Source organism: bacterium (genome assembly GCA_022616075.1).
Taxonomy (GTDB): domain Bacteria; phylum Acidobacteriota; class HRBIN11; order JAKEFK01; family JAKEFK01; genus JAKEFK01.
Genome location: JAKEFK010000079.1, coordinates 1 through 22,931, shown reverse-complemented (window position 1 = coordinate 22,931; position 22,931 = coordinate 1). Strand labels below are relative to the sequence as shown.

Here is a 22,931-nt window from a genome sequence, read left to right as displayed (position 1 = left end):
TTGCCTCCCAACAAATCTTTCATCTGGCCGGTTCCTTCCGCCTTTCCTTCACCGAAAAAATAAACAAATTTTTCACTCATAACACCTCAATATTTACCGCAGAGAACGCTGAGGGCGCGGAGAAAAAAACAGAAAATGATTTTTCTCGGCGGTCTCTGCGTGCTCTGCGGTGAATTATTATAGCTCGATTTGCAGGGCTGAAAAATCGGCGATCTTCCTGTAAAGTTCGCTGATTTCCTGCAGCAAAGCAATACGATTATTGCGAAGTTCCAACTGGTCCACCATTACCATAACTTCGTCGAAGAAATTATCGATCTCGGGTCCCAGTGTAACCATGATTTCGAGCGCATCTTCGTATTGCTTTTCCTGGATATTTTGTTGAACGCGAAACGCCAGATCGCTGAACGCCCGGTGGAGCCGGATTTCTCCATCCTCCTGTAGGCGTTCCGTATCGAACATATGATGGGGTTGATCGAAAATGATGTTATTGATTCTTTTGAAACCGCGCGCGAGAGTCTTCAAGTCTTCAGAATCATGCATTGTCCAAAGCGCTTTTGTCTTTGCATGGGCTTCTACGTACGACTTGTTCTCCGTATTGAGAATTGCATTTAAATAGTCGTGCGCCACGCCCTCTTGCTCCATCAGGAAGCGGAAGCGGCTCTCCATTAAATCGAGAAGGCCGCGTAACAATTCACCGGGAGTCGCTTTTGTTTTCACATTGTAGAAGGACAATGCATGCTCAAATATCTTGCGAAAATCCACAGGAAACCGGCGTTCCAGAACAATTTTCATGGCACCGGTAGAAACTCGTCGCAGAGCATAAGGGTCTTTCGATCCTGTTGGAATCATATTTAACACAAATCCGGAAGCCAGAGTTTCGATTCGATCAGATAAAGAGAGCAAGGCGCCGGCCAGATTTCTTGGAATCGAATCTTCGCTTGATACGGGCAAATATTGATCGTATAGAGCTTGCCAGAATATCTCCGGATGATTCTCAGCGCGCGCATACAATCCGCACATGATCCCCTGCAACTCCGGAAATTCGCCCACCATATGTGTTAGAAGATCGACCTTGCACAGATCAATGAGCTGCGGCAAGATCTGTTCCAGAGATGGTTCCTGAATCTGCTGCTGTAAGTTCGCTCCGATGGATCTCATCCGGGCAATCTTCTCGCTATAGCTGCCCAGTTTTTCGTGATACGTGAGCCGTTCCAGTCCTTTTTTTCGCGCTTCCAGCGGGGTCTTACGGTCTTCGTTCCAGAAAAACTCTGCGTCACGCAAACGTGCCAGGAGAACCCGTTCGTGTCCCTGCCGGATTAGTTCCGGCTTAGATGCTTTGGTATTGAGAACTGTGTGAAATACAGGAAGCAGATTCTTCGAAGAGTCGACGCTGCAAAAGTATTTCTGATGTTTGCGCATCGCGTTGATCAAGATTTCCTGCGGGAGAAGTAAAAATGAGGGTGGAAAATTTCCGGTCAGCACTTCCGGGTATTCCACTTCATTTGCCATGACTCGTAAGAGCGCTTCATCCGCTTTGAGATGTCCTCCGGCGGCTGTCGATTGCTGCTCCAATTCGCGCCGGATGATTTCCGTACGCTCGGTGCAACGAAGCACGACTCCATTTTCTGATAGTTTGGCTTTGTATTCTTCGTAAGATCTGGCGGCGAGTTTCTTCTTTCCTAGAAACCGGTGACCAAACGTGTGATTGCCTGCCCCTACTCCAGCAATTTTCAGGGGAATCACTTTGCCGCCAAAAATGCACAGAATATTACGGATCGGACGCCCGAAAACAAAGTTTCCGGATTCCCACCTCATGAATTTGTGAAACGAAAGCTGCGAAACCAGGATTGGAAGAAGTTCTTTCAGGACTGCTGCAGCCGGTTTTCCTTTGACCAGGATCTCCGCGCTCAGATACTCCCCTTTTGGTGTTGTTACAAACTTCAACTTTTCGAATGGAACTCCAGTGTTTTTTGCGAATCCAAGCCCGGCGGGTGTCCACTGACCTTCCATGTCCAAGGCTATCTTGCGTGGCGGACCCATCTTTGCCTCGCGCAAATCCTTTTGCCGCGGCTCTACGTCGGCGCGCAATACAAGCCTGCGCGGCGTCGATTCCGTTTCTAAACCGCTATAAACCAGCCGGTTTGAATCGAAAAGGGACGCTCCCTTCTGTTTCAATTCGTCCGGCAAAACAAATAAATCTTCTGCTGGAATTTCTTCGCAACCAAGCTCAAATAGTAATTCAGGCATTTTTCGATACTGGAGGCGTATTGTAAGCGGAGGCAATACGACATACAAGATTCCTAATCCTGGCAATCATTCCTGTTCTTTCCGTAACGCTGATTGCTCCCCTGGACTCTAATACATTAAAAACATGAGAACACTTTAAACAATAATCATAAGCAGGGCGAAGCAAACCGAGATCAATCAGATTCTTTGCTTCAGCTTCATATTGGGCCAGCAACTGAAGATGGAGCTCTACACTGGCAGCTTCAAACGAGTACTTTGAAAATTGATACTCTTCCTGCAACCTCACTTTTTCGTAGTTGATCTCGTTGTTCCAATTCAACTGAAACACGCTTTCTTTCTGGGTGATCATCGCAGCGATCCGTTCCAGTCCGTAAGTGATTTCGGCTGAAACCGGAGAAAGATCAATGCCACCAGCTTGTTGAAAATAGGTGAACTGTGTGATTTCCAGGCCATCGACCAGAACTTGCCATCCAATCCCCCACGCTCCCAACGTTGGCGATTCCCAGTTGTCTTCCTCAAACCTGACGTCGTGTTCAGCGGGATCAATTCCGAACGATTTGAGACTCTGCAGATAAATGTCTTGAACATCGGCAGGGGAAGGTTTCAGGATAACTTGATATTGATAGTGTTTGTAGAGGCGATTCGGATTTTCACCGTATCGTCCGTCCGCAGGCCTCCGGCTGGGTTGCACATAAGCAACGCGAAAGGGATCCGCTCCCAGCACCCGAAAAAAGGTATCCGGATGCATCGTTCCAGCTCCCACCTCAATGTCATAAGGTTGCTGGATAATGCATCCCTGTTTGGCCCAGAAACGTTCGAGCGCAAAAATCAATTCCTGAAAAGTCATAAAATAAACCGCTAAGACGCCAAGGCGCCAAGATCAAGAAATGTCTTAATATTTCTTGGCGTTCTTGGCGTCTTGGCGGTTTATTATAGCAAATGCTTACGGAGACGATAGGACTGCAATTCTTTTCCCAAAAACCGCGTGATCAGGAGATGATTGAGAGTCCCAAGCTCTTCGAGTACGGGGCCTCGAAGCGTCGTGACCCACTCTGTGGAGCCACGCTCAAAAGCATGAATGCTCTTCACAAGTGCAGAAGATAGAAAAATGGAGTCCTCCTTCCTGCACTTTGTGCAGAAAACTTCAGTGCCGGCGGCGAGATATCTTCGTTCCTGAAGAGATTCAAACTTGCGGTTGCATTGCGAACAAAAAGCGACACTGGAAAGAACACCTTGCGAGTGTAGCAACTGAAGCTCCACATAGCGCGCCAGAAAATCGAGATTCTGGTTGTTTACCAGGGCATGTTCGATGTTGGAAAGAATACGAAAAGCGGTAAAGTTTTTTTCATGATCCGGATAAAAGTCGTTGATGAGCTCCGCAAAGTAAAAAAGATAATAGCTGAACCGCAAACTGGGTTGTTTTTCCATGGGTGAATAAAGGAGCTCCGCGCGATCCAGCACCTGTAGTTCCCTGTTTGGTTTGTTGTGAAAAAGAATCCGGACCCGCGTCAACAGCTCCAGGGCCGCACCGAATCGATTCTTCAATTTGCGGGCGCCTTTTGCAACGAGCCGGACTTTTCCCATTTCCTTCGTGAAAAGGACGACAATCTTATCCTGTTCGGCAAGTTTATAAGTGCGAAGGACAAAAGCTTCCGTCGAAACAACGGACATTAACGTGTGCTGACAAAGAGACGCTGGCCCGGGTGGATATTGTTATGATTCAGGCCGTTGATTTTTCTAAGGAGCTCAATCGATGTGGAGAATTTCCGGGATATTGAATAGAGAGTGTCTCCTTTGCGGACCACATAAGTCTTTTTTGCAACGATGCTTTTTGTGGAGGCTTTGCTGGTTGAAGGAGTCTTTGATTCGGCAAGCAAAGTTGGAGCTTTTTTCTGCCCTGGTTTTTCGTGTGTGCGAAGTTGCGTGATGAGATCGGGCACATTCTCGTAACGCCCTGCGGGAAAATGGAGGTCATAACCTGTCGGGATCGGACGTTTTCCGTACATCACGCTTGACTGAAGTGCAGGATTATGAACCCGCAGCTCTTCCCGTGAAATGGAAGAATGATTCAAGATCGTCGTTACCCAGAGGGGTTTGGCCAAACGGATCGTATCGCGCCGAAGCGGTTTGCCATAATCCACGTCGTTGAAATATTTTTTCGAATCGTGCATCACCTTACAGGCTGCGAGAAATTCCGCGTAAAAATTGCGGGATGCAAACCCGAAATACCTTCCACTGTAACCGTTGATAATCGTCATGAAATCTGAAGTGCCCATGGTTCGCACCGCATTCATGACTCCCTGCTGGCCATGATTGTACGACATCAGGTTCAGCGGCCAGCTTCCAAACATGCCGTGGCTCCGCTTCAAATACCTTGCTGCGCCGCGTGTTGCAACCATGGGATCATACCTTTCATCCAGATCGTTATTCACTTTCATGTAAAGTCGCGCGGTTCCAGGCATGAATTGCCAGATACCTGCCGCCCGTGTTTTGGACACTGCTTGATTGTTAAAGGAAGACTCAACCAGCGGCAAATACGACAGCTCTTCCGGCAAACCTTCCAGCCGAAAAACTTTCTTGATCTCATCAAGATAAATGGTCATGCGTTCGAGACCGAGTTCAAAACGTTCTTTGATCCCCTGTTGAATGCGGACATTCTCCGATGCATTCCGGAACTTATTTGTCTCATGAATGTGCTTGTACAGTTCGTAGATATCTTGATGATCCTTTGAAGAAGACTTTGCATTCGGATTGTTGTGAAGCTCTTGAAGAATTCTTTTGATTTTTTCGACTTTTGCTCGAAGCCCCACACTGGCCGCCGTGCGGAGGATCTCATTTTCATCCGGCACATCCACAACCTCAAACACGACATCCATGTTTCTTGCATCATGGATGATCATTTTGTCTTCCTCCCACTCGCCATAAACTTTCATCCAGAAACGAACATTGGACTCGTAGTCTTTTGGCATTGGAAAGCGTTGTGGATCAGGAAACGGGGGAGGCTCTGAGGCCAGGGCCACGCTGCTAAGTAGAAGAAGCAGGACAAAAAAGGAAGATCTCATCATCTCTTTTTATCAAAACTCTAAGATTTTTGCCCCTTTAAGTCAAATCTATTTTTACCGCAGAGTTCGCTGAGAACGCCTAGAGAAATCCTCAGAGATTTTTTTCTAGTTTCCCGGCGTACTCTTCGGTGAATCTATTTGCGGATGGCGCGGCGGTCTCCCCAGAGTCCGCCCTGCTCGACGACCACGTCACCTGCTCCGCGAAATCGCAGGAACATGTGGTCAGCTTCGCTCATCAGGATTTTCTTCAGGTCCTCATCATCCAGGACTTCCGAAAGCAATTTCCCGGACCATGCGATAACGGCTTGAGCTGGGATGTTGGCGGGCAATTCTTCATGAACATTCACGGTGAGCGGTTTCGTCTGGCAGGTTAGAGCCAGTGTGCCTCTACCTGAGATCCTGAGGATAGAGAAAGTCACTCCCGTTCCTTCGTGGCGGAGAATTTGAGGTTCGACTTTTAAGCTGGATTGAGCCACCAGGAAATGATTGGCTTCAACAAAAATAACTTCATTGTTCAACGAAATCATAAGAATTTCTTTGCGCCGATCGGCCAAAAATACGATTCCGCTCCCGCTAACAATTATCAACGGCATCTGTTTCTTTTCTTCGTCATCCCACGGGCTGAATTGAAGATTGCCGGTGTAACTGGAGATGGTCCCGATCCTGCAAATCAGTTTTTCAGAAATGATGATTTCTAATAAATGGGGATCGATGAGTAGGAACCGATCGGAACCGAGGAATGGTTGAATATAAAGCCGGTCCCTTGAAAACTGATCCAGATTTGCGGGATAGGGCATCTCTTGCGTTACCAGCTTTTCTTGTGGTCGAGCCGGTTCCGGAACGCTTGCCGCCGCAGCCCCTTCCTCTTCTTGCTCTTGCAACATTGGCTCCGGCTGGTTCTCGGCGATTGCTTCCTCCTGAACAGCAGCCTCTTCCTGCACCGGCGCTTCTTCGTTTGCCGGTGCTTCTTCCGGAGTCGGTTCCACAGATTCAATTGAGGGCAGCTCCACTTCCGGCATACTCCATTCGGGTTGCGCCTCGATGTTATAAGCCATGTCCTGTGTTTGTTCGAGTTTCTCTTCTTCGATTTCGGGGGTCAAAGGAGACGGCTGAAGAAACCCTTGCTGGATTTCAGTTTCTTCATCCTCACTTTCAGTGACAGCAAAATTAACTTCCAGATCCTCTTCTTCTTCACGTTCCAGGATAGCCGGACGTTCGGTGTCCAAAGCTTCTTCCGAAAGTTCTTCCACTGATTCTTCGCCGGACTGGTGCATCAGTCGCTGCACGGCTTCTGCTATCAATTTTGCCTGACCGCCAACCGGCGTTTCGGTAACACTCTCTTCGCTGGCAGTTTCACTAATTTCATTTTCAACTTCTTCGGGTGTTGGGATTCGATATTCCTGCGGCGCTTCTTCAACCGGAATATCCGGTTCAGCTGGTTCTGCCGTTGTAACGATTGCAAATTCCGGCAACACAGGCTCCCGGTAAAAAACATCCTCTTCCGGATTCTCCTCCGATCGACTTTGCGCGAGAAAAGTAGAAATGTCCGCAGCAATATCGTCTGAAAGCAGGAATGGATCATCAATAGGAGAACTGATCAGAACAGTGGTTTCGGTGTGAATGACGGCTTCCGGTTCGGTCCCCAACTGTTCAGGAAAAAGAGTGGGATGTGTTTTTTCCCATGGCTGCACTTCCTGGATTTCTTCTTCCCTCTGTTCTGCGATCTGCCCGGAACTCTTTTCTTGCGGAAGCTCTTCCTCTTGAGGCGTTGGTGGTCCAAGAAGCGGCTCGAGATTAGCCGTTTTTTGAACATCCTCCGCGGGCGCTTCCACGTGCATCTCAAAAACCCGCTCCTGTGGAGCGAGCATCTCTTCTTCGTGAATCTGAAGCATGGCTTCCGCGAGATCAGGCGCTTTTATTCTTCCTGTGATTTCTTCCGCATAGACTTCTTTGGCTTGCGATTGAATTTCGTCCTGAACGAACGATGCAAGATCTTGCTCCGCTGCAGCAGTTACTTCAGGCTCCAGAATCTCCACAATCTCGAAAGGCAGTATCAACGCGCTTTTGGTTTGTTGCTCATCGAGTCTGACCTGCATTTTTGCTACCATCTTTTCGGCGTTTGCCTGTTCGAAATGATAAAGCGCGTCTTCCCAGAGCCCTTGCTTCTCGTAAAGGAGACCCATGTAAAAATGAGCCTTTGAATTGGATGGCTGCAGTTCTAAGGCGCGATTTAATGAATCGCGGGCCTGTTGCAGTCTATTCAATTTCAGCTGTATCAGACCAAGGTTACTTTGAAGAGCATAAATATCGGGATTATTCGCTGCAAGAGTAACGTACATGTCCTCTGCTTCCGGCAGCATCTCCAGCTTGTAATATGTCATGCCGAGCATGTTCAAAACCTTTTCGTCGTGTGGACGAAGATGGTAGGCAGCTTCCAGTTCTTCGCGGGCTTTTTCGAGTTGATCCTGATCGAAGTATTCCTTCCCTTTGTGAAGGTGCATCAAAAACAAACCTTGATCAAAGGGAGCCGGACCTTTTGACATCAGTAATAGAAACTCACTTTGGTGACTTGCATTCCGGAAACGCGGGAGGAAGAATAGTGGGTGACACCTTTGGCGTCTACATATTTGTAGTATGTAACAAGACGGCTTTTCTGACCGCCTGCGTACGGAACATAACTCGCTTCACCATTGTAGAGCGCGAGCACTTTTCGAACATAGTTTTGCGTTTCCACGTAGTTCGGAATTCCGTTATATCTTTGAACAGCTCCTTCCCCCGCATTGTAAGCCGCAAGCGCAAGCTTCAGATCGCTTCCGAATAGTTCCAATAAATCTTTCAAATAACGCACGCCGCCTTCCACATTTTCTTGTGGATCAAACGCTTTTTTTACACCATAACGATTCGCTGTTCCCGGCATCAACTGCATTAAACCCATCGCGCCTTTCCGTGATACCGCGTTGTGATTGTAGTTGGACTCCACCTGGATGACAGCCTTCACCAGTTCTGCATCTACACCGTGACGGCTGCACGTATCGGTGATAATCGGCCAGTATTCTTCCACTCTCCTTGAATAGGAGAGCGCGTAGGAAGAACCGGAATAGGGACTGGGAACAGGGATGTTATAAAAGACTTTTTTACCGTTCGCGTCCACGCGAACTCGTATGTCAGTGCTCTCGACGAGACAAGGCGCGAGAGGAAATAGAAGAAGAGACAAAAATACACTCAGTCTCATGTTTTTTCGAGCGATTTGGCGATTCTTATCGTATCACTCGAGGCAAAAAGTTGTCAATTGTAGACGATGTAGCGCGGACGTCTCGTCTGCGCTTCCGCAGGCGGGGCGTCCGCGCTACTTTGTTAAATATGCTTGCGTCGCTTTGAGCAACAGATTCAATGATTCTTCGGGAGGCAATTCTTTGAGTTTTTTGAGACCACCTTTGGCAAAGTCTTTTCTGCCACCGCCACCACCGCCGAATTCCGGGACATAGTATTTCCGGAAGAGTTCCGTAGCGTCCTTTCCTTCTGCAACCCGCACTGCGAGTGAACTGCTGGAAACCGATCCGACAGCGATCACCTGAAAACGTCCCGTCCGGAAAACTTCATCCACAAAATTGCCAAGCTGCTCAACGTCTGCTTCACGAAAAACTTTTAAGAAAACCGGACCTTGTTCGATGGCTGGATCTGCTGACGATTTCCCGGACATTGCTTTTGATTTCAAACGTTCGACTTCTTTTTCCAGTTTCCTGTTCCGGTCAATCAGATCCTGGATTCGTTGCACAATTTCGTCTGTGGACGCCTTCAGAGTTGAGCTCAAGTCATTAACAAGCCGCCGTTCCTGTTGAATGTATTCCAGCGCGCCGATTCCTGTGAGGGCTTCGATCCTCCGAACGCCTGCCGCCGTGCTCGATTCACGCGCAATCAAGAAAGCGCCCACCTCTCCGGTGGATCCGCAATGCGTGCCTCCGCAAAGTTCTTTGCTGAAATCGCCGATCGTGACCACGCGAACTTTATCACCGTACTTTTCTCCAAAAAGCGCCATGGCTCCTTCGGCGACGGCCTGATCCACGGTGCTGATCTTCGTTTCTACTAATAGATTCGAGAGCACCCTTTCGTTGACGAGTCTTTCCAGCTGGCCGACTTCGTCGGCTTTCAATCCTGTGTAGTGAGTGAAATCGAAACGTAAGCGATCCGGCGCGACAAGTGAGCCGGACTGTTTGACGTGATCCCCTAAAACAGAACGCAATGTTGCATGAAGGAGGTGCGTAGCGGTGTGGTTCTTCCGAACAGAACGGCGGAAAACCGGATCCACAATTGCGTTCACAAATTCGCCGACTTGCAGTGATCCCTTCTCCATAGACACTTTGTGAATGACCAGACCGGCGGCCGGCGTTTGCGTATCCAGAACGCGTGCGCGGTTCTCGCCAGCCAGAAGGTAACCCCTGTCTCCGAGCTGTCCACCCGACTCGGCGTAGAAAGAAGTTTTGTTTAACAGGACTTCTCCGGTTTCACCCTCATCAATTCTCGGTACGATTTTGAAATCTTTTAAAAGCTGAACCACCTCGCAGTTTTCTTCTTCTGTTGTTGCATACCCCGTGAAAGTCGTATGGAACGTTTCGCTCAAGCGGCGATAGACTTCCTGAGCTTCAAAATTGCCGCCTGATTTCCATGTGGAGCGCTTTCGCTGTTGTTCCATTTCCTCTTCAAAACCCGGGATGTCCACTTCAAAATTTCGCTCGTTCGCCATCTCTTGAACGAAGTCCACAGGGAGCCCGAACGTGTCATAGAGTTTGAAAACTTCTTTGCCCGACAAGCGCTTTTCTCCGCGATGTTCTGCAGCCTCAAACATTGCCTCTAATTGCGTAGTAGCGCTTTCCACCACCGACTTAAACTTGTCTTCTTCCGCGCGGCAAACATTCTCAACATATTCCCGGGAAGGTGAAAGCTCGGGATAAACATCGCCCATGAGGTCTACGACTCTGCCGGTAATGCGAAACAAAAAAGCGCCGGAGAAATGCAAAACTCTTCCGTATCGCAGCGCTCTTCGGATGATCCGGCGCAGCACGTAACCGCGGCCTTCGTTCGATGGTGTAATTCCTTCTGCAATCAGAAACGCAGCCGCGCGTGAGTGATCGGCTAGCACTTTGAAAGCAACATCGGTTTCTTCCGAAGCTCCCCACTGAACGTCTGATATTTCTTCGGTGTACCGGATCAAAGGAAACATCAAATCGGTTTCGAAAATGCTGTTTACTCCCTGCAGGAGAGCAGAAAGCCGTTCCAGGCCGGCGCCGGTATCAATCGAGGGACGGGGGAGCGGAATCATTTCACCTTCCTCATTGCGGTTGAACTGCATGAATACGAGATTCCAGAATTCGGTGTACCGGCCGCAATCACACTCAATGCTGCATTCCGGACGCAAACAACCGAAAGAAGGTCCCTGATCGTAGTAGATCTCGGAGCAAGGGCCACATGGACCTGTATCTCCCATCGCCCAGAAATTGTCTTTATCGCCGAGACGAATGATCCGTTCTCTGGGAACTCCTACGTGTCGATGCCATAGCTCAAAGGCTTCATCATCTGAATGGTGAATAGAAATCCAGAGCCGCTCCGGATCCATCTTGTAACCTTGCGTGACCAGCTCCCAACCCCATGCGGTTGCATCTTTTTTGAAGTAATCACCGAAGGAAAAATTGCCAAGCATTTCAAAGAAGGTGTTATGCCGGGCTGTTTTACCCACATTTTCCAGATCGTTGTGTTTTCCGCCGGCGCGTACGCACTTCTGGCAAGTGACGGCGCGATTGTATTCTCTTTTTTCCAGACCCAGAAAAACGTTTTTGAATTGATTCATTCCCGCATTTGTAAAAAGAAGCGTCGGATCACCGTACGGAATCAGCGAAGAGGAAGGAACGACACGATGCCCCCTGTCAGCGAAAAAGTCCAGAAATGTTTGCCGTACCTTTTTACTATGCATTTGACAATCTTAGCGAAGTAGCACAGGCGTCCCGCCTGTGGAACGCAGACGAGACGTCCGCGCTACATCGTTTCAGCGCTTCTTAAAGGCTTGCATAATAACATAGCCAGAGTAACCACGGGAAGCAACGAATCTCTTCAGTTGTTCCACGCTGCGCTTCCCGCGCTTCTTCATCAGTTTTCGAGCATTCGCAACCTGCAATTCCTGCGGATAGTTTTCCTGCACAAGTTTTTGCGCTGTCGAAGATCCGATCCCTTTCTGAAAGAGCAGCTGCTTGATTTTCAGCGGGCCATCCAGACGAGTGATTCGCGAATGTATATACGATTCCGCAAAAGACTGATCGTTCAGAAATTTGTGTTCCTGGAGGAATTCAATGGCCTCCGATATTTCTGCAGAGGAGTAGCCCTTCCTTTGAAGATAGCGCCGTACTTGAAGCTCAGTACGCGAGAAACGGGTCAGATATGCTAACGCACGATCGCGCGCAGTAACTAGTTGCTCTCCAGATCAAACGGGAATTCTTCTTCGGGGTTTTCTCCGCCTGCTCCACCTTCGTCGCGAAGATTTCCCTTGAAAGCGAATTCCTCGACCTGCTCCTGCGTCGTACCGGAGGTTGAGGAAATTCCCTGCAAACGCAATTTGAATTCTTCCGGATTGGTTGCGCGCAACATCGCTTCTTCAAACGTGATCAAACCCCGCTTCAACAGTGCATAAAGGGACTGATCAAACGTTTGCATTCCGTACTGAGAAATTCCTTGTGCGATTGCATCCGGAATGAGCCGTGTTTTTTCCTTGTTGATGATGTAATCACGGATCAAAGCCGTGGAAACGAGCACTTCCACTGCGGGAATTCGGCCCTGACCATCCGCGCGCGGAAGCAAACGCAAAGAGATAACCGCTTTCAGTACCTGCGCAAGCTGCAACCGAATCTGCTTCTGTTGATGCGGTGGAAAAACGGAAATGATACGGTTGATCGTTTCTGTCGCATCCAGAGTATGGAGCGTGCTGAAAACCAGGTGGCCTGTTTCTGCCGCCGTGATGGCCGTTTCAATCGTTTCATAATCACGCATTTCTCCGACCAGTATCACATCGGGATCTTCGCGGAGCGCCGAGCGCAACGCCGCGGAGAAACTGCGCGTATCCACTTCGACTTCCCGCTGGTTGATCAAGCTCTTCTTATCCCGGTGCAGGAATTCGATTGGGTCTTCAATCGTGATGATGTGGGCTTTATTGTGCGCATTCACATAATCAATCATCGATGCAAGTGTTGTCGATTTTCCAGATCCTGTGGTCCCGGTGCACAGCACCAATCCGCGTTGCTCCATTGAGATTTTTTCCAGAACCACCGGAAGATTCAACTCGCGGACATTCAAGATCTTTACAGGAATGACACGTAGAACCAATCCAACGGTTCCGCGTTGCTGAAAAATGTTACATCGGAAACGTCCCAGACCAGGGACGCTGTACGCGATATCGATTTCCAGATGATCTTTGAATTTTTGCTTCTGGCGGTTGTTCATGATGCTGAAAGCCATTGCGATCGTGTCTTCCTGCATCAAGCGTTTCAAATCGACCAGCGCTATCAAGTCACCGGCAATGCGAAGGACCGGATGGGAACCAACCTTCAAATGAAGATCGGATGCGCCTCGATCGGTTGCAATTTTTAAAAGATCATTGATATGCATACAAAATCCTCCGGAACATTCAATCTATGTCCCCTGCTACTGAGCTTTCAATGGAAACCGGTTCCGGCGCGCCATCCTCATATACATAGGTAAGCCATCCGTGAATATCGGGCCGTTCGCCGGTCACGATTCCAAAAAACTCGCTTTGAATGGCTTCTGTGATCGGACCGCGGCGTCCGTTGCCGACCGTTATCTTATCAATCGTGCGAACCGGTGTAATCTCTGCGGCGCTTCCGGTCAGGAATACTTCATCGGCGATATACAGAAGTTCACGTGGAATCGCATCCTCAATCAATGTATATCCCAGATCGTTTGCCAGGGTAATCACCGTATCTCTTGTGATTCCCGCCAGAACGCTGGAGGCAAAATTCGGTGTGTAGATTTTTCCTCTGTACACAACGAAAACGTTTTCGCCGCTTCCTTCACTGACGTGACCGCTCGGGTCTAAAGCAATCCCTTCTACAAAGCCCCCAATGATCGCTTCCATGCGGATCAGTTGAGAGTTCATGTAGTTGGCGCTCGCTTTGGCCAGGGCCGGAAGGGTATTCGGTTGCATCCGGTTCCACGTGGATACGCAAACGTCCACACCTTTCTCAATCGCTTCTGCACCAAGGTACTTCCCCCATTCCCAGACGAGAATGGCGCTTTCAACGGGACACGGAAAAGGATTTACGCCGAGGCTGCTTCCGTAACCGCGGAAAACCACGGGTCTGACATAACATTCGGCCAGACGATTCATGCGAATGGTTTCAAGAATCGCCGCGTTGAAATCGTCCTGCGAAAAATCAGGATTCATGCGGTAAATCTTGCACGAATCGATCAGGCGTCTCGTATGATCCGAAATCCTGAATACAGCCGATCCCTGCTTGGTCTTGTAACAGCGCATTCCCCCGAAAACCGCCGAACCATAATGAATTACGTGAGAAGCAATGTGAATTTTACACTTATCCCAGTCGACGAACTTTCCGTTATACCAAATCTTATCGGACTTACCTTCAAAAGACATGCCCTTACTCCTGTAGTTGGTTTGAACGGACATTTAGCAAGCTCTGTTCGACAATTGTAGTGGAATCCGAGAGGGGTGTCAAAATAATAATCGTGGATCGTAATCGTAATCGTGATCGTAATCGGTCGTGTTACTCTTGAACGTTATGCTTTCTATCGAACAATCCTGTTACTGGATGGCTAGCTCCACGTTTGAATATGAGCCTCCACTGGAGGGCGCTCAACGCTCAGAAATTGCGATCGTAGGGGGCGGCTTAACCGGTCTTTGGACAGCGGTTTTCCTGAAAGAGATGGTTCCCGATCTGGACGTGACACTGCTGGAGCAGGGGATGGTGGGCTACGGTGGCAGCGGCCGCAATGCAGGAATGATTGACGTTAGCATCGATCATTCTCATGCCATGGCTATCGCGCATTTCGGATTTGAGGAAGCAAAAAAAATGGCTCGCATTGGAACAGAAAACATTAAGGAATTAATTGCTTTTCTCGAGACCAGTCGAATCGATTGTGATTTGGAACGGAACGGCCGGTTTTTTGTTGCGCTCAGTCCTTCGCAAATTGAGGAGGCTCAGGAGAGCCTCAAAGTAGCCGAACAGCTCGGGATTGCCGGATGGCGCTGGCTGGACAGAGAGGAGATGCAGCGAGAAGTCCATAGTCCTCTGTATCTGGGAGCAGTATTTTCGCCAGGAGCTTCGATTTTGAATCCATTCAAATTGGTTCAGGGCCTGAAAAGTTTTCTCAAATCCGGGAACGTCAGAATTCACGAGCGCACGCGCGTGAAAAGTCTAACGGGAGGTGAGATTCGATGCGAACATGGATCACTAAAAGCAAACAAAATCATTGTTGCGACGGATGCTTTTACACACCATCTCCTTCCCGGATTGTTGTCGCGATTTATTCCGCTTTATGACTATATTCTTGTCAGTGAGCCGTTAACGGCCCAGCAGCAGGAAGCGATCGGTTGGCAAAAACGTCAAGGAATCACGGATGGCCGTACTTTTTTTAATTATTATCGCTTGACGGCGGACAACCGGATTCTCTTTGGCACCAGTGAAGCGAAGTATTATTCGGCGAATCGTGTTGGTCCTGAATTTGATCACTCCACATTCCATTATGAGGCGCTTCACGACAGCTTTTTGCGTCATTTTCCTCAATTGGCGAACCTGCAATTTCCTTTCGCCTGGGGTGGACCGATTGCCTCTACTACCCGTCTGACTCCTTTCTTCGGCAGCACCCATAACGGGAAAGTCCTTTACGCGCTCGGATATACAGGACATGGTCTCGGCAGCACTCGAATTGCCGCCAAGGTGCTCGCTCACAGGGCGCTGTGGAGGGCAACAGAGTTATTTGACTTGAAAATGGTTCGAGAAAAACCGTTTCCATATCCACCGGAACCATTTCGCTCACTTGCAGTCAGATTGGTCACACGCTCACTGCGCCGAGTCGACGCTGGGGAAAATCCCGGCCTGCTGCTCAAAATCTTGAATCGACTCGGTATCGGTTTTTCCAGTTGATGATGTTCAAATTTACATGCTATACTTTGTGGCGATTCGTCGAGTGACTACGTCATCTTGTATGAATGTCATTCTAGAAAATGGGGTGTCATGTTATTTCTAGATCGAATTGAGATCCTCGGATTTAAGTCCTTTTGCGACAAAACCGTCCTGAAAATTCCAACCGGAATCACGGCTGTCATAGGTCCGAATGGTTGCGGAAAAAGCAACGTTGTCGACGCCATGAACTGGGTTCTCGGCGAACAAAGCGCGAAAAGTTTGCGAAGCGACAAGATGGAAGAGGTGATTTTTAACGGTTCGCGAAACCGGAAACCCGTGAACATGGCTCAGGTCACACTCATCTGGAAGGCGGATCGAGAGAATCCGTTGTCCCCCGAAGTGACCGTGGCCCGGCGTTTGTTCCGGTCCGGCGAAAGCCAGTACGAGATGAATGGAGAAATCTGCCGGCTCAAAGATATCCATGCTTTCTTCGTGAATGAAGGTTTTGATCCGCTTGCATATTCGATCCTGGAACAAGGAAGAATTGAAGCGTTGTTTCTAGCAAAGCCGCTGGAACGCAGGGCATTGATTGAAGAGGTCGCCGGTGTCGCGGAATTTAAACACAAAAAAAGAGCGGCGCAATTAAAACTTGCAGATAACCAGATCCAGCTGGAGCGGATTCAAGACATTCTTACGGAAGTCGAAAAACAACTTTCCAGTTTGAAACGTCAGGCTGCAAAAACCCGCCGTTATCAATTGTTGAAGGAAGAAAAAAGCACAATCCAGAAAATTTTTTATCATCGCAGATTCGAACAAATTAGCGCGGATCAGATTCGGCTTCAACAGATTCTGGAGAATCAAATCGAAAAGGAGCAGGCAGCCCATCAAACACAGCAGCAAATGGAGCTTGTTTACAGCGAAATGAAGTTGCGTTTTACGGAGCTGGAGTCTCTTCTCTACCAGGACCGGAACGAGCTTCATCAGATGGAAATGCAGATTCAAGAGAATCAGAATCTTCTGCAATCCAGGAGACAACGCATTGAGGAATTGCGGCGCGGGATCGAAGAAAAGCAGAATGAGAATTCCCGTTTATCCGCTCAGGAACTACAGTTTGGCAACGACTACGAACAGAGGGCGGCGGAGGAAGCGCGGTTAAAAACAGAGTTGGAGGAGCTGATTCTGCATCACAGCGAGTTGTTTTCCGGATTGGAACAGAAAGGGAACGAAGTGTCCATGCTGGAGCAAAGAGCGCAGCAATTGCGCAAGGAAATCCTCGAGCTTCTTTCTAATGCATCCCTTCTAAAGAATGAACAGACCCGTCTTCATACGCAGCATGACCATCTGGAAGGGAGTCTGCAGCAAAAGCAAATAGAAAGGGACACAACGGAGGGCGCGCGGGATCAAATCGTGACGGTTCTTGCTGAAAAGCGAACGATACTGGAACAGACCGATCAGGAGATCGGTTATCTGGATCAAACAAAAACGGATATTTTGCAAAGATGCGATCAGCTGAAAGTTGAATGGGATTCCCTTCAGCCACAAGTTCAGGAGGCGTTTAAACGCAAATCGGAGCTCACACATGTGATGCAAAAGCTGGATGCGCAACAGCATTCTTCTCAGTTTTACAACGAATCGGCGCGAAACTTGCTCAACGTTCCTTCCCGGAGCGCGCTCGGCATGATGATGGATTTCATTCAAACGCAGCCGCAATTCGAAACAGCCGTGGAAAATTTTCTGGCAGACAAATTGAATTATTTGATCGTGCAAAGCGAAGATTCGGCGCTCGATTCAATTGATTACTTGAAACAACAGGGTATGGGTTATTGCGGTTTTGTGATCAAAAACGGTTACGATCTGACGCCCCCTGTTTTACCCGATGATCTTCGATCGGAGTCGGGTGTGATTGGAACTCTTCGCGACGTTGTTCTGATTCAGGATGAGGCGTTGCCGGCGGTCGCGCCTTTCATGCAAAGCGCCGTCGTTGTGGACAATCTTGAGTGCGCGAAATCGCTGATCAAGAAGTATCCTGATTATCAGTATGTGACCGTTCAGGGAGACGTCATTCTATCTCCTGCACTTTACGCCGGTGGCGCAAAAGCGGACGATGTGCCGGGACTGATAGCGATTCAGCGTGAAAAGCGGGAACTCTCGGTGGAACTGGAAGCGGTCGAAGAAATTCTTCAGACGCTGGAGAAGCAAGTACGTTCTGTGCAGGATCGACTAGATATTTCCAACCAGGAAATGGTCCGTGTGAACGAAGTGCGTGAATCCAAGAACAAAGATCGGCTCTTGCTGCAGATGGAAATCGATCAAGTCGACAAAGAATATTCACGAGAAGGGAAACTTCTGGAGATCCTTTCACAGGAAATGCTTCGTTTGCGAAATGAAGTAGAGGCGGTTCTGGCCCGTTCGGAAAATTATACGCAGCAATTGCAGCAGGCAACTGAAATCCGGGAGCAACAGGAACAGGCCTTTCAACAAGTGGAACAGGATCTTGCTTCCAGGAAGGAAGAGCAGGTGCAATTGCAGCACCGCGTTCAGGATTCGCGCATTCAAATCGCGGAATTGAAAGAAAGGGACCGCGCATTGTTGCTGGAGATGGAGCGGTTGAGAAACGAACGTGAATTCATACAGCGTTCAATTGAGGAAAATAATCAACTGATCCTGCAGCGTGAGAAGGAAATCGCTTTCACGGTTGAGGTCTGCGGACAAACGGAGAGTTTGCTTCTGGATCTGGCGAGAAACCTGGATCAGCAAAAGCTTACGATTCAGGATCGTCAGCAGCAGAAGGAATCTCTAACGGAGGCAATGACGCAACAGGAAACGAGGCTACAGGAATCCCGCAGTGCTCTGGACCAGATTCGTGAAGAAAGAATGCAGACCGAAGTAGAGAAGGTGCGAATCGATACACAGAAGGAAGATTTGCTGGCGCGTTGTCAGGAAGAAATGGGAGTAGCCCTTGATTCACTGCCGATGCCTGAGTCGGAGTTCACCAGTCTGCCGGATGAAGACCTAAAGAATAAGTTGCAGGAAACAGAAGCGCGGATTGAAAAGCTGGGTTCCATCAACATGCTGGCCCTGGAAGAATACACAGAAATGGAGGAACGCCACCGTTTCCTGAAAACACAGTATGACGATTTAAAATTATCGATCGAAACTTTGCTGGAGACGATACAGAAAATCGATATCACGTCACTGCAGCGATTCCGGGAAGCTTTCGAAGGAGTACAGACGCATTTTCAGGACCTGTTCTTGCGTTTATTCAATGGTGGAAAAGCGGAAATGGTGTTGATCGATCCGGAGAATCCCAACGAAAGCGGAATCGAAATTCACGTGCAGCCTCCGGGAAAACGACTTCAGAATATGAACCTGCTGAGCGGTGGAGAAAAATCGCTCACAGGAGTTGCGTTTCTCATGGCTCTCTTTCAGTATCATACAAGTCCGTTCTGCATCATGGATGAAGTGGACGCGGCACTGGATGAAATCAACGTGCAGCGTTTTACTTCTTTGATCTCAGACATGAAAAAGCAGATTCAATTCATTGTTGTGACGCACAACAAACGAACCATGGAAGCTGCCGATCAACTCTACGGTGTGACGATGGCGGAACCGGGTGTAAGCAGCATTCTCTCCGCGCGTTTCGAAGAAGCCGAAGCCCTCATAGACAGCTAGAATTTTAACGCAGAGACGCTGAGACGCGGAGAAAGAAAAAAAAGAATCTTAAATCTCTGCGTCTTTGTGCCTCTGCGTTAAAAGAGCTACTAACCTTCGAGTTTGAACGAGCCGAAGCCCTCATCGAAAGCTAAATATTAACGCAGAGACGCAGAGCCGCAGAGAATAAAAAGAAAAAATATTTTGGATCTCTGCGTCTTTGCGTCTCTGCGTTAAAAAATTAGCCTTCGAGTTTGAAAGAGACGGGGTAAGTCATCCAGACTTTCACCTTTTTGCCTTGCTTAACAGCCGGGCGGAATTTCCATTTCTTTGCCGCGGCTATGGCGGCTTCATTGAGTCCGGCGGAACCACCGACCGGGCGTAGCACGCGCACTTCCGATACATTTCCGGTCTCTGTGACGAGGATGCTGAGAATTACGGTACCTTGAACTTTCATGGTTTTTGCGACCGGAGGATAGATCGGTTGCACGCGCGTCACCATCTCTGGTTTCACAACATCAGGAGCCATTTCTACTGTGTCTCCCTCTTGAACCTGAGATGCAGCCGGTTCAGTATCCGTCTTTGCTACTGCGGGTTGAGGCTGTGTCACTGCCGGTGTATCCTGCTGCTTTTCTACGGGAGCCGGTTCCTTCTGTGCAGGTTCATTTTGCACGGCAGGCGCAGGTTGATTCTGGACAGGCTGATTTTGAGCAATGGTCTCTACCGGCTTGTCTTCGGCTGGAGTCTCAACCGGTGGAGGAGGCGCAGCAGCCGCCTTTAGTTTTTCCGCCGCTAGAGCTTCCTGACGCTTTCGTTCCTCTTCCAGTTGTTTTGCCTGCTGTTGAAGTTGTTGAATTGTTTCTTTGTCAACCGGCGGAGTTGTTGCGCTGGCTTTCGCATCTTTTTGCGCTTTCAACAATTGATCCAATTTGGTTTGTAGATCTTTTAATTGCTGATCCTTCTTTTTTGCCTCTTCCTGTGCGGCAAGAGCTTCCTGTTGAAGCCGCGATCTCTCAGCATCTGAAACCGGCTGCTGATTTATGCTGTGAGGGATAGCGGCTGCCTGTGTTGGAGCTGGTGAGGAAGGTTTCAAAAAGAAATAAGCTCCTGCACCAAGAACCGCGACAGCGATCAAGATCCCGATGAACATCGGCGTTTTCGACTTTTCTTTTTCTACGGGAAGTTCCTCGATTCCTCCGAAAGAGGGAACAGGCTTGGGGATGCCGAGCGGCGTGACCGGGATATCTTTGGCCGGCTCAGCGCCCACGGGATGTTCGACTTTTGGAGCAACGGGCCCCGGCGCGGGCTGTTCTTTCAGGTAAGTAGTGACGTCGAGCTTCTTGTAATCTTTAAGGTTTTTGCCTTCTTGATCCATGTTTTCGCGGAACAGGCTGTTCATGAAAAAAGCCAGATTGAAAGTTGTAGGAGAGTAGTCGCTAGTGAAAAGCTGTTGATCCAGAATTTTGCGAAGTTCGCTAATCGAATTAAATCTCTGAGACGAATCGGACGCCAGGGCCTGATGCAAAGCCTTTTTGATTTCGTCCGGAACCGGAATTTTGTCGCCGGACTGATTATGCATCATGGCTTGATCGATTGCTTGAGGAATGTTAACGTCACGTCCTTTTGCATAGAGTGCTTCGCCTGTAAGCATCTCGTATAGAACGCATCCGGTGCTGAATATGTCTGCTGCCTTATCTAGTTTGTGAGTTTGAACCACTTCAGGCGCAAAATAGTTTTTGTGCGTTTGCAAAAAGCGATCGCGTGTTGCTGTATTCTTCAACAACAATTGTGCCAGTCCGAGATACTGAACCTTCGTTTCTCCATCGTAGGTAATAAAGATGGATTCCGGAGAAACATATCCATGAACCAGACGTTGATCTTTTACTTTTTTAGAATGGAGGTATTCGAGCGCGGCACACACACGACTTGCGATCAGCAAAGCATGATCTGCGGTAAAAGGGTATCCTTCCTGCGTGCATTTCTGCAAGACGGAGCGAAGGGACTTTCCCTCAAAGTAATCGAAAATGGCCGCGAATTCCGCTTTGTCCTTTACGATATCTCCCGGACGGATCAAGGCAGGGTTGGAGAGCGCCTTCAGGATTTCCATTTCCTGGTTCATATCCAGGATAAAATCCGGCATGGAAGACAGGGAATGATCAAATTTCTTGATCCAGTGAATCTGCTGGATTTGATTGTTGTTAATTTGACCGGCGACAAAATTTTTGGAGAGTTTATCTTCTTCTACCTTGTCGAAAAGAAGAAACCCCCCCAGTTTTTCGTACTTGGACATGACAAACCCCTCGCTCACAAATGTGTTTTTGAGAATAACATACGTGCACTTTCTACGTCAAACAGAAACCGCCAAGACGCCGAGACGCCAAGAATAAAAGCAAATATCTATTCTTGGCGACTTGGCGCCTTGGCGGTTCGTAAAGCGTCGTACGAAAAATTACCGTACTTCTACTTGATCTCCCACTTCCACGAAATGGTAACTTTGAATAATGCGTCCCGTTGCCGTGGAATCCTGAACGTTGAACACGATCATTTCGCCAAGTACTTTGCGAGGCAGATCCTGTTCAAATCCAACCTGTTCGTAGTTGGACTTATGATGTCTGTAAAGGATCAATCTTGTGCCCGGTACGATGCCATCCTTTGATCCGAGATCGATCTGCAGTTCATGACCCGATCCAATCGAAGTCAAATCGTCTTTTGCAAAAACGACATAACCCTTCGCATTCGGGCCCTCCGTGCCGTAACGATCCACGGGAGGCATTTCTGTGAAGACCGGAACTTCTTTTGGCTCAAACGGAATCAAGTAGTCGTCCACAGCTGTGGCATCACATGCATAGGTAATTTGCGCTATTGCAGTGTGCTCTTGAGTTGCCACCACTTTTAGTCTTCCGGTCTGAATTACATACTCTCCCAGGTTTTTCAATGTAACTGGATGGTCCAGTTCCCGGACTTGATGAACAATCGTGAATTCATCTCCGGGCGAGACTCCATCCGCTTCTCCCTGATTTAGATAAACGATATCGTTTGTGGCGAGTGCGACTTTCAACGTGCTATCTTCGTTTCCGATGATTCGCAGTGGAAGCACTTCCAGTTCGGGAGTAATAAAGCCGCTGCAGTAAAGATCAAAATCCAGTGCGATCGGATAAGCTTTCTTTTCCGGAGCTGTGACTGCAGGAGCTGGAGCTTCTTCTACGGGCGCCTCTTCCACTTCTTTGGCGATCTGTTCTTCCGAAACCGGTTCTATCGGGGTAATAACGATTGGATCGCCAGGATAAATCCAATGTGCATCCGGAATGTACTTGTTTTCATCCCAGATTTGAGGCCACAAAAAGGGATTTCCTAGATAGCGTGCAGCCAGGTCCCAAAGAGTATCCCCTCGCTCTACGATATGAACGCGAGCACCTGCTGGAATTGTGCGGGGATATGCATCATTTTTGGTCCAATGCGCTGCCACCACCATTTCTGCGTCGAGTGGTGCGGGCAGCTGGCCGCTGGCCGGTTCAGCTTGCGCGGTTTCAGCCGGCTTTTCTTCCTCTGCCGGTGTCTCTACTGATTCTTGGGTTTGCTCCTGGGTTTGTTCCTGTGAAAAGCCTGTTGCGTACCCCACAAGGAGAAAAACCATCACGATGCCGAAGATTTTCATGAGCGAAGCTTTCATCATTGTTTCAGCTCCTCATCCCACCACGCTGATTTGCGTAGTGGTCTTTCAATTGTTATTGGTTTTTCGTAGAGACGAGTCCCCGTCCCTTACTAGACAACACTATCACAGGAAGTATTATGGTTGTCAAGTTATGCTTGTAACAAAAGAGGGGAATCA

13 protein-coding genes are annotated in these 22,931 nt (G+C 48.6%); 2 read left to right on the top strand and 11 right to left on the bottom strand.

Annotated features, from left to right (window positions below; genetic code table 11):
• Positions 1–177: 177 nt before the first annotated feature.
• The 9 genes from glyS to L0156_06985 all read right to left on the bottom strand — a co-directional run bounded on the left by glyS (position 178) and on the right by L0156_06985 (position 13,962).
• A complete protein-coding gene (gene glyS, locus L0156_07025) occupies positions 178–2,247 on the bottom strand; it encodes a glycine--tRNA ligase subunit beta (protein MCI0602750.1) in 2,070 nt (689 codons plus the stop codon).
• A complete protein-coding gene (locus L0156_07020) occupies positions 2,240–3,094 on the bottom strand; it encodes a glycine--tRNA ligase subunit alpha (GenBank protein MCI0602749.1) in 855 nt (284 codons plus the stop codon). Before L0156_07020 ends, glyS begins: the two co-directional genes overlap by 8 nt.
• 83 nt (positions 3,095–3,177) lie before the next feature.
• The gene (gene recO, locus L0156_07015; GenBank protein MCI0602748.1) at positions 3,178–3,918 is read right to left on the bottom strand and encodes a DNA repair protein RecO; all 741 of its coding nucleotides are present in this window, start codon (positions 3,916–3,918) and stop codon (positions 3,178–3,180) included.
• The gene (locus L0156_07010; protein ID MCI0602747.1) at positions 3,918–5,216 is read right to left on the bottom strand and encodes a transglycosylase SLT domain-containing protein; all 1,299 of its coding nucleotides are present in this window, start codon (positions 5,214–5,216) and stop codon (positions 3,918–3,920) included. Before L0156_07010 ends, recO begins: the two co-directional genes overlap by 1 nt.
• 227 nt (positions 5,217–5,443) lie before the next feature.
• On the bottom strand, positions 5,444–7,852 hold the full coding sequence (locus L0156_07005) for a tetratricopeptide repeat protein (protein ID MCI0602746.1): 2,409 nt from the start codon (positions 7,850–7,852) through the stop codon (positions 5,444–5,446).
• Complete coding sequence (locus L0156_07000) at positions 7,852–8,460, bottom strand: transglycosylase SLT domain-containing protein (protein ID MCI0602745.1); 609 nt, start codon at positions 8,458–8,460, stop codon at positions 7,852–7,854. Before L0156_07000 ends, L0156_07005 begins: the two co-directional genes overlap by 1 nt.
• Before the next feature lie 195 nt (positions 8,461–8,655).
• Entirely contained in the window at positions 8,656–11,274 is a 2,619-nt protein-coding gene (gene alaS, locus L0156_06995; GenBank protein MCI0602744.1) for an alanine--tRNA ligase, read from the bottom strand.
• 488 nt (positions 11,275–11,762) lie between these two features.
• On the bottom strand, positions 11,763–12,956 hold the full coding sequence (locus L0156_06990) for a type IV pilus twitching motility protein PilT (protein MCI0602743.1): 1,194 nt from the start codon (positions 12,954–12,956) through the stop codon (positions 11,763–11,765).
• A gap of 19 nt (positions 12,957–12,975) precedes the next feature.
• On the bottom strand, positions 12,976–13,962 hold the full coding sequence (locus tag L0156_06985) for a branched-chain amino acid transaminase (GenBank protein ID MCI0602742.1): 987 nt from the start codon (positions 13,960–13,962) through the stop codon (positions 12,976–12,978).
• Between the two features lie 145 nt (positions 13,963–14,107).
• Between L0156_06985 and L0156_06980 the strand changes: the two genes are divergently transcribed.
• Both L0156_06980 and smc read left to right on the top strand, forming a co-directional pair.
• Positions 14,108–15,472 (top strand): FAD-binding oxidoreductase, encoded by a 1,365-nt coding sequence (locus L0156_06980; GenBank protein ID MCI0602741.1) that lies wholly within the window; start codon positions 14,108–14,110, stop codon positions 15,470–15,472.
• 90 nt (positions 15,473–15,562) lie between these two features.
• Positions 15,563–19,123 (top strand): chromosome segregation protein SMC, encoded by a 3,561-nt coding sequence (smc, locus tag L0156_06975; protein MCI0602740.1) that lies wholly within the window; start codon positions 15,563–15,565, stop codon positions 19,121–19,123.
• Between the two features lie 220 nt (positions 19,124–19,343).
• On the opposite strand, the gene L0156_06970 is transcribed toward smc, so the two are convergent.
• Together L0156_06970 and L0156_06965 are read right to left on the bottom strand one after the other, a co-directional pair.
• The gene (locus L0156_06970) at positions 19,344–21,392 is read right to left on the bottom strand and encodes a TonB family protein (GenBank protein MCI0602739.1); all 2,049 of its coding nucleotides are present in this window, start codon (positions 21,390–21,392) and stop codon (positions 19,344–19,346) included.
• 159 nt (positions 21,393–21,551) lie between these two features.
• The gene (locus tag L0156_06965; GenBank protein MCI0602738.1) at positions 21,552–22,775 is read right to left on the bottom strand and encodes a LysM peptidoglycan-binding domain-containing protein; all 1,224 of its coding nucleotides are present in this window, start codon (positions 22,773–22,775) and stop codon (positions 21,552–21,554) included.
• Positions 22,776–22,931 lie beyond the last annotated feature (156 nt).

Coding starts and splice junctions, on each gene's coding strand:
- glyS (MCI0602750.1), bottom strand. CDS start 2,247: ATGCCTGAATTACTATTTGAGCTTGGTTGCGAAGAAATTCCAGCAGAA.
- L0156_07020 (MCI0602749.1), bottom strand. CDS start 3,094: ATGACTTTTCAGGAATTGATTTTTGCGCTCGAACGTTTCTGGGCCAAA.
- recO (MCI0602748.1), bottom strand. CDS start 3,918: ATGTCCGTTGTTTCGACGGAAGCTTTTGTCCTTCGCACTTATAAACTT.
- L0156_07010 (MCI0602747.1), bottom strand. CDS start 5,216: ATGCCAAAAGACTACGAGTCCAATGTTCGTTTCTGGATGAAAGTTTAT.
- L0156_07005 (MCI0602746.1), bottom strand. CDS start 7,852: ATGTCAAAAGGTCCGGCTCCCTTTGATCAAGGTTTGTTTTTGATGCAC.
- alaS (MCI0602744.1), bottom strand. CDS start 11,274: ATGCATAGTAAAAAGGTACGGCAAACATTTCTGGACTTTTTCGCTGAC.
- L0156_06990 (MCI0602743.1), bottom strand. CDS start 12,956: ATGCATATCAATGATCTTTTAAAAATTGCAACCGATCGAGGCGCATCC.
- L0156_06985 (MCI0602742.1), bottom strand. CDS start 13,962: ATGTCTTTTGAAGGTAAGTCCGATAAGATTTGGTATAACGGAAAGTTC.
- L0156_06980 (MCI0602741.1), top strand. CDS start 14,108: ATGCTTTCTATCGAACAATCCTGTTACTGGATGGCTAGCTCCACGTTT.
- smc (MCI0602740.1), top strand. CDS start 15,563: ATGTTATTTCTAGATCGAATTGAGATCCTCGGATTTAAGTCCTTTTGC.
- L0156_06970 (MCI0602739.1), bottom strand. CDS start 21,392: ATGTCCAAGTACGAAAAACTGGGGGGGTTTCTTCTTTTCGACAAGGTA.
- L0156_06965 (MCI0602738.1), bottom strand. CDS start 22,775: ATGATGAAAGCTTCGCTCATGAAAATCTTCGGCATCGTGATGGTTTTT.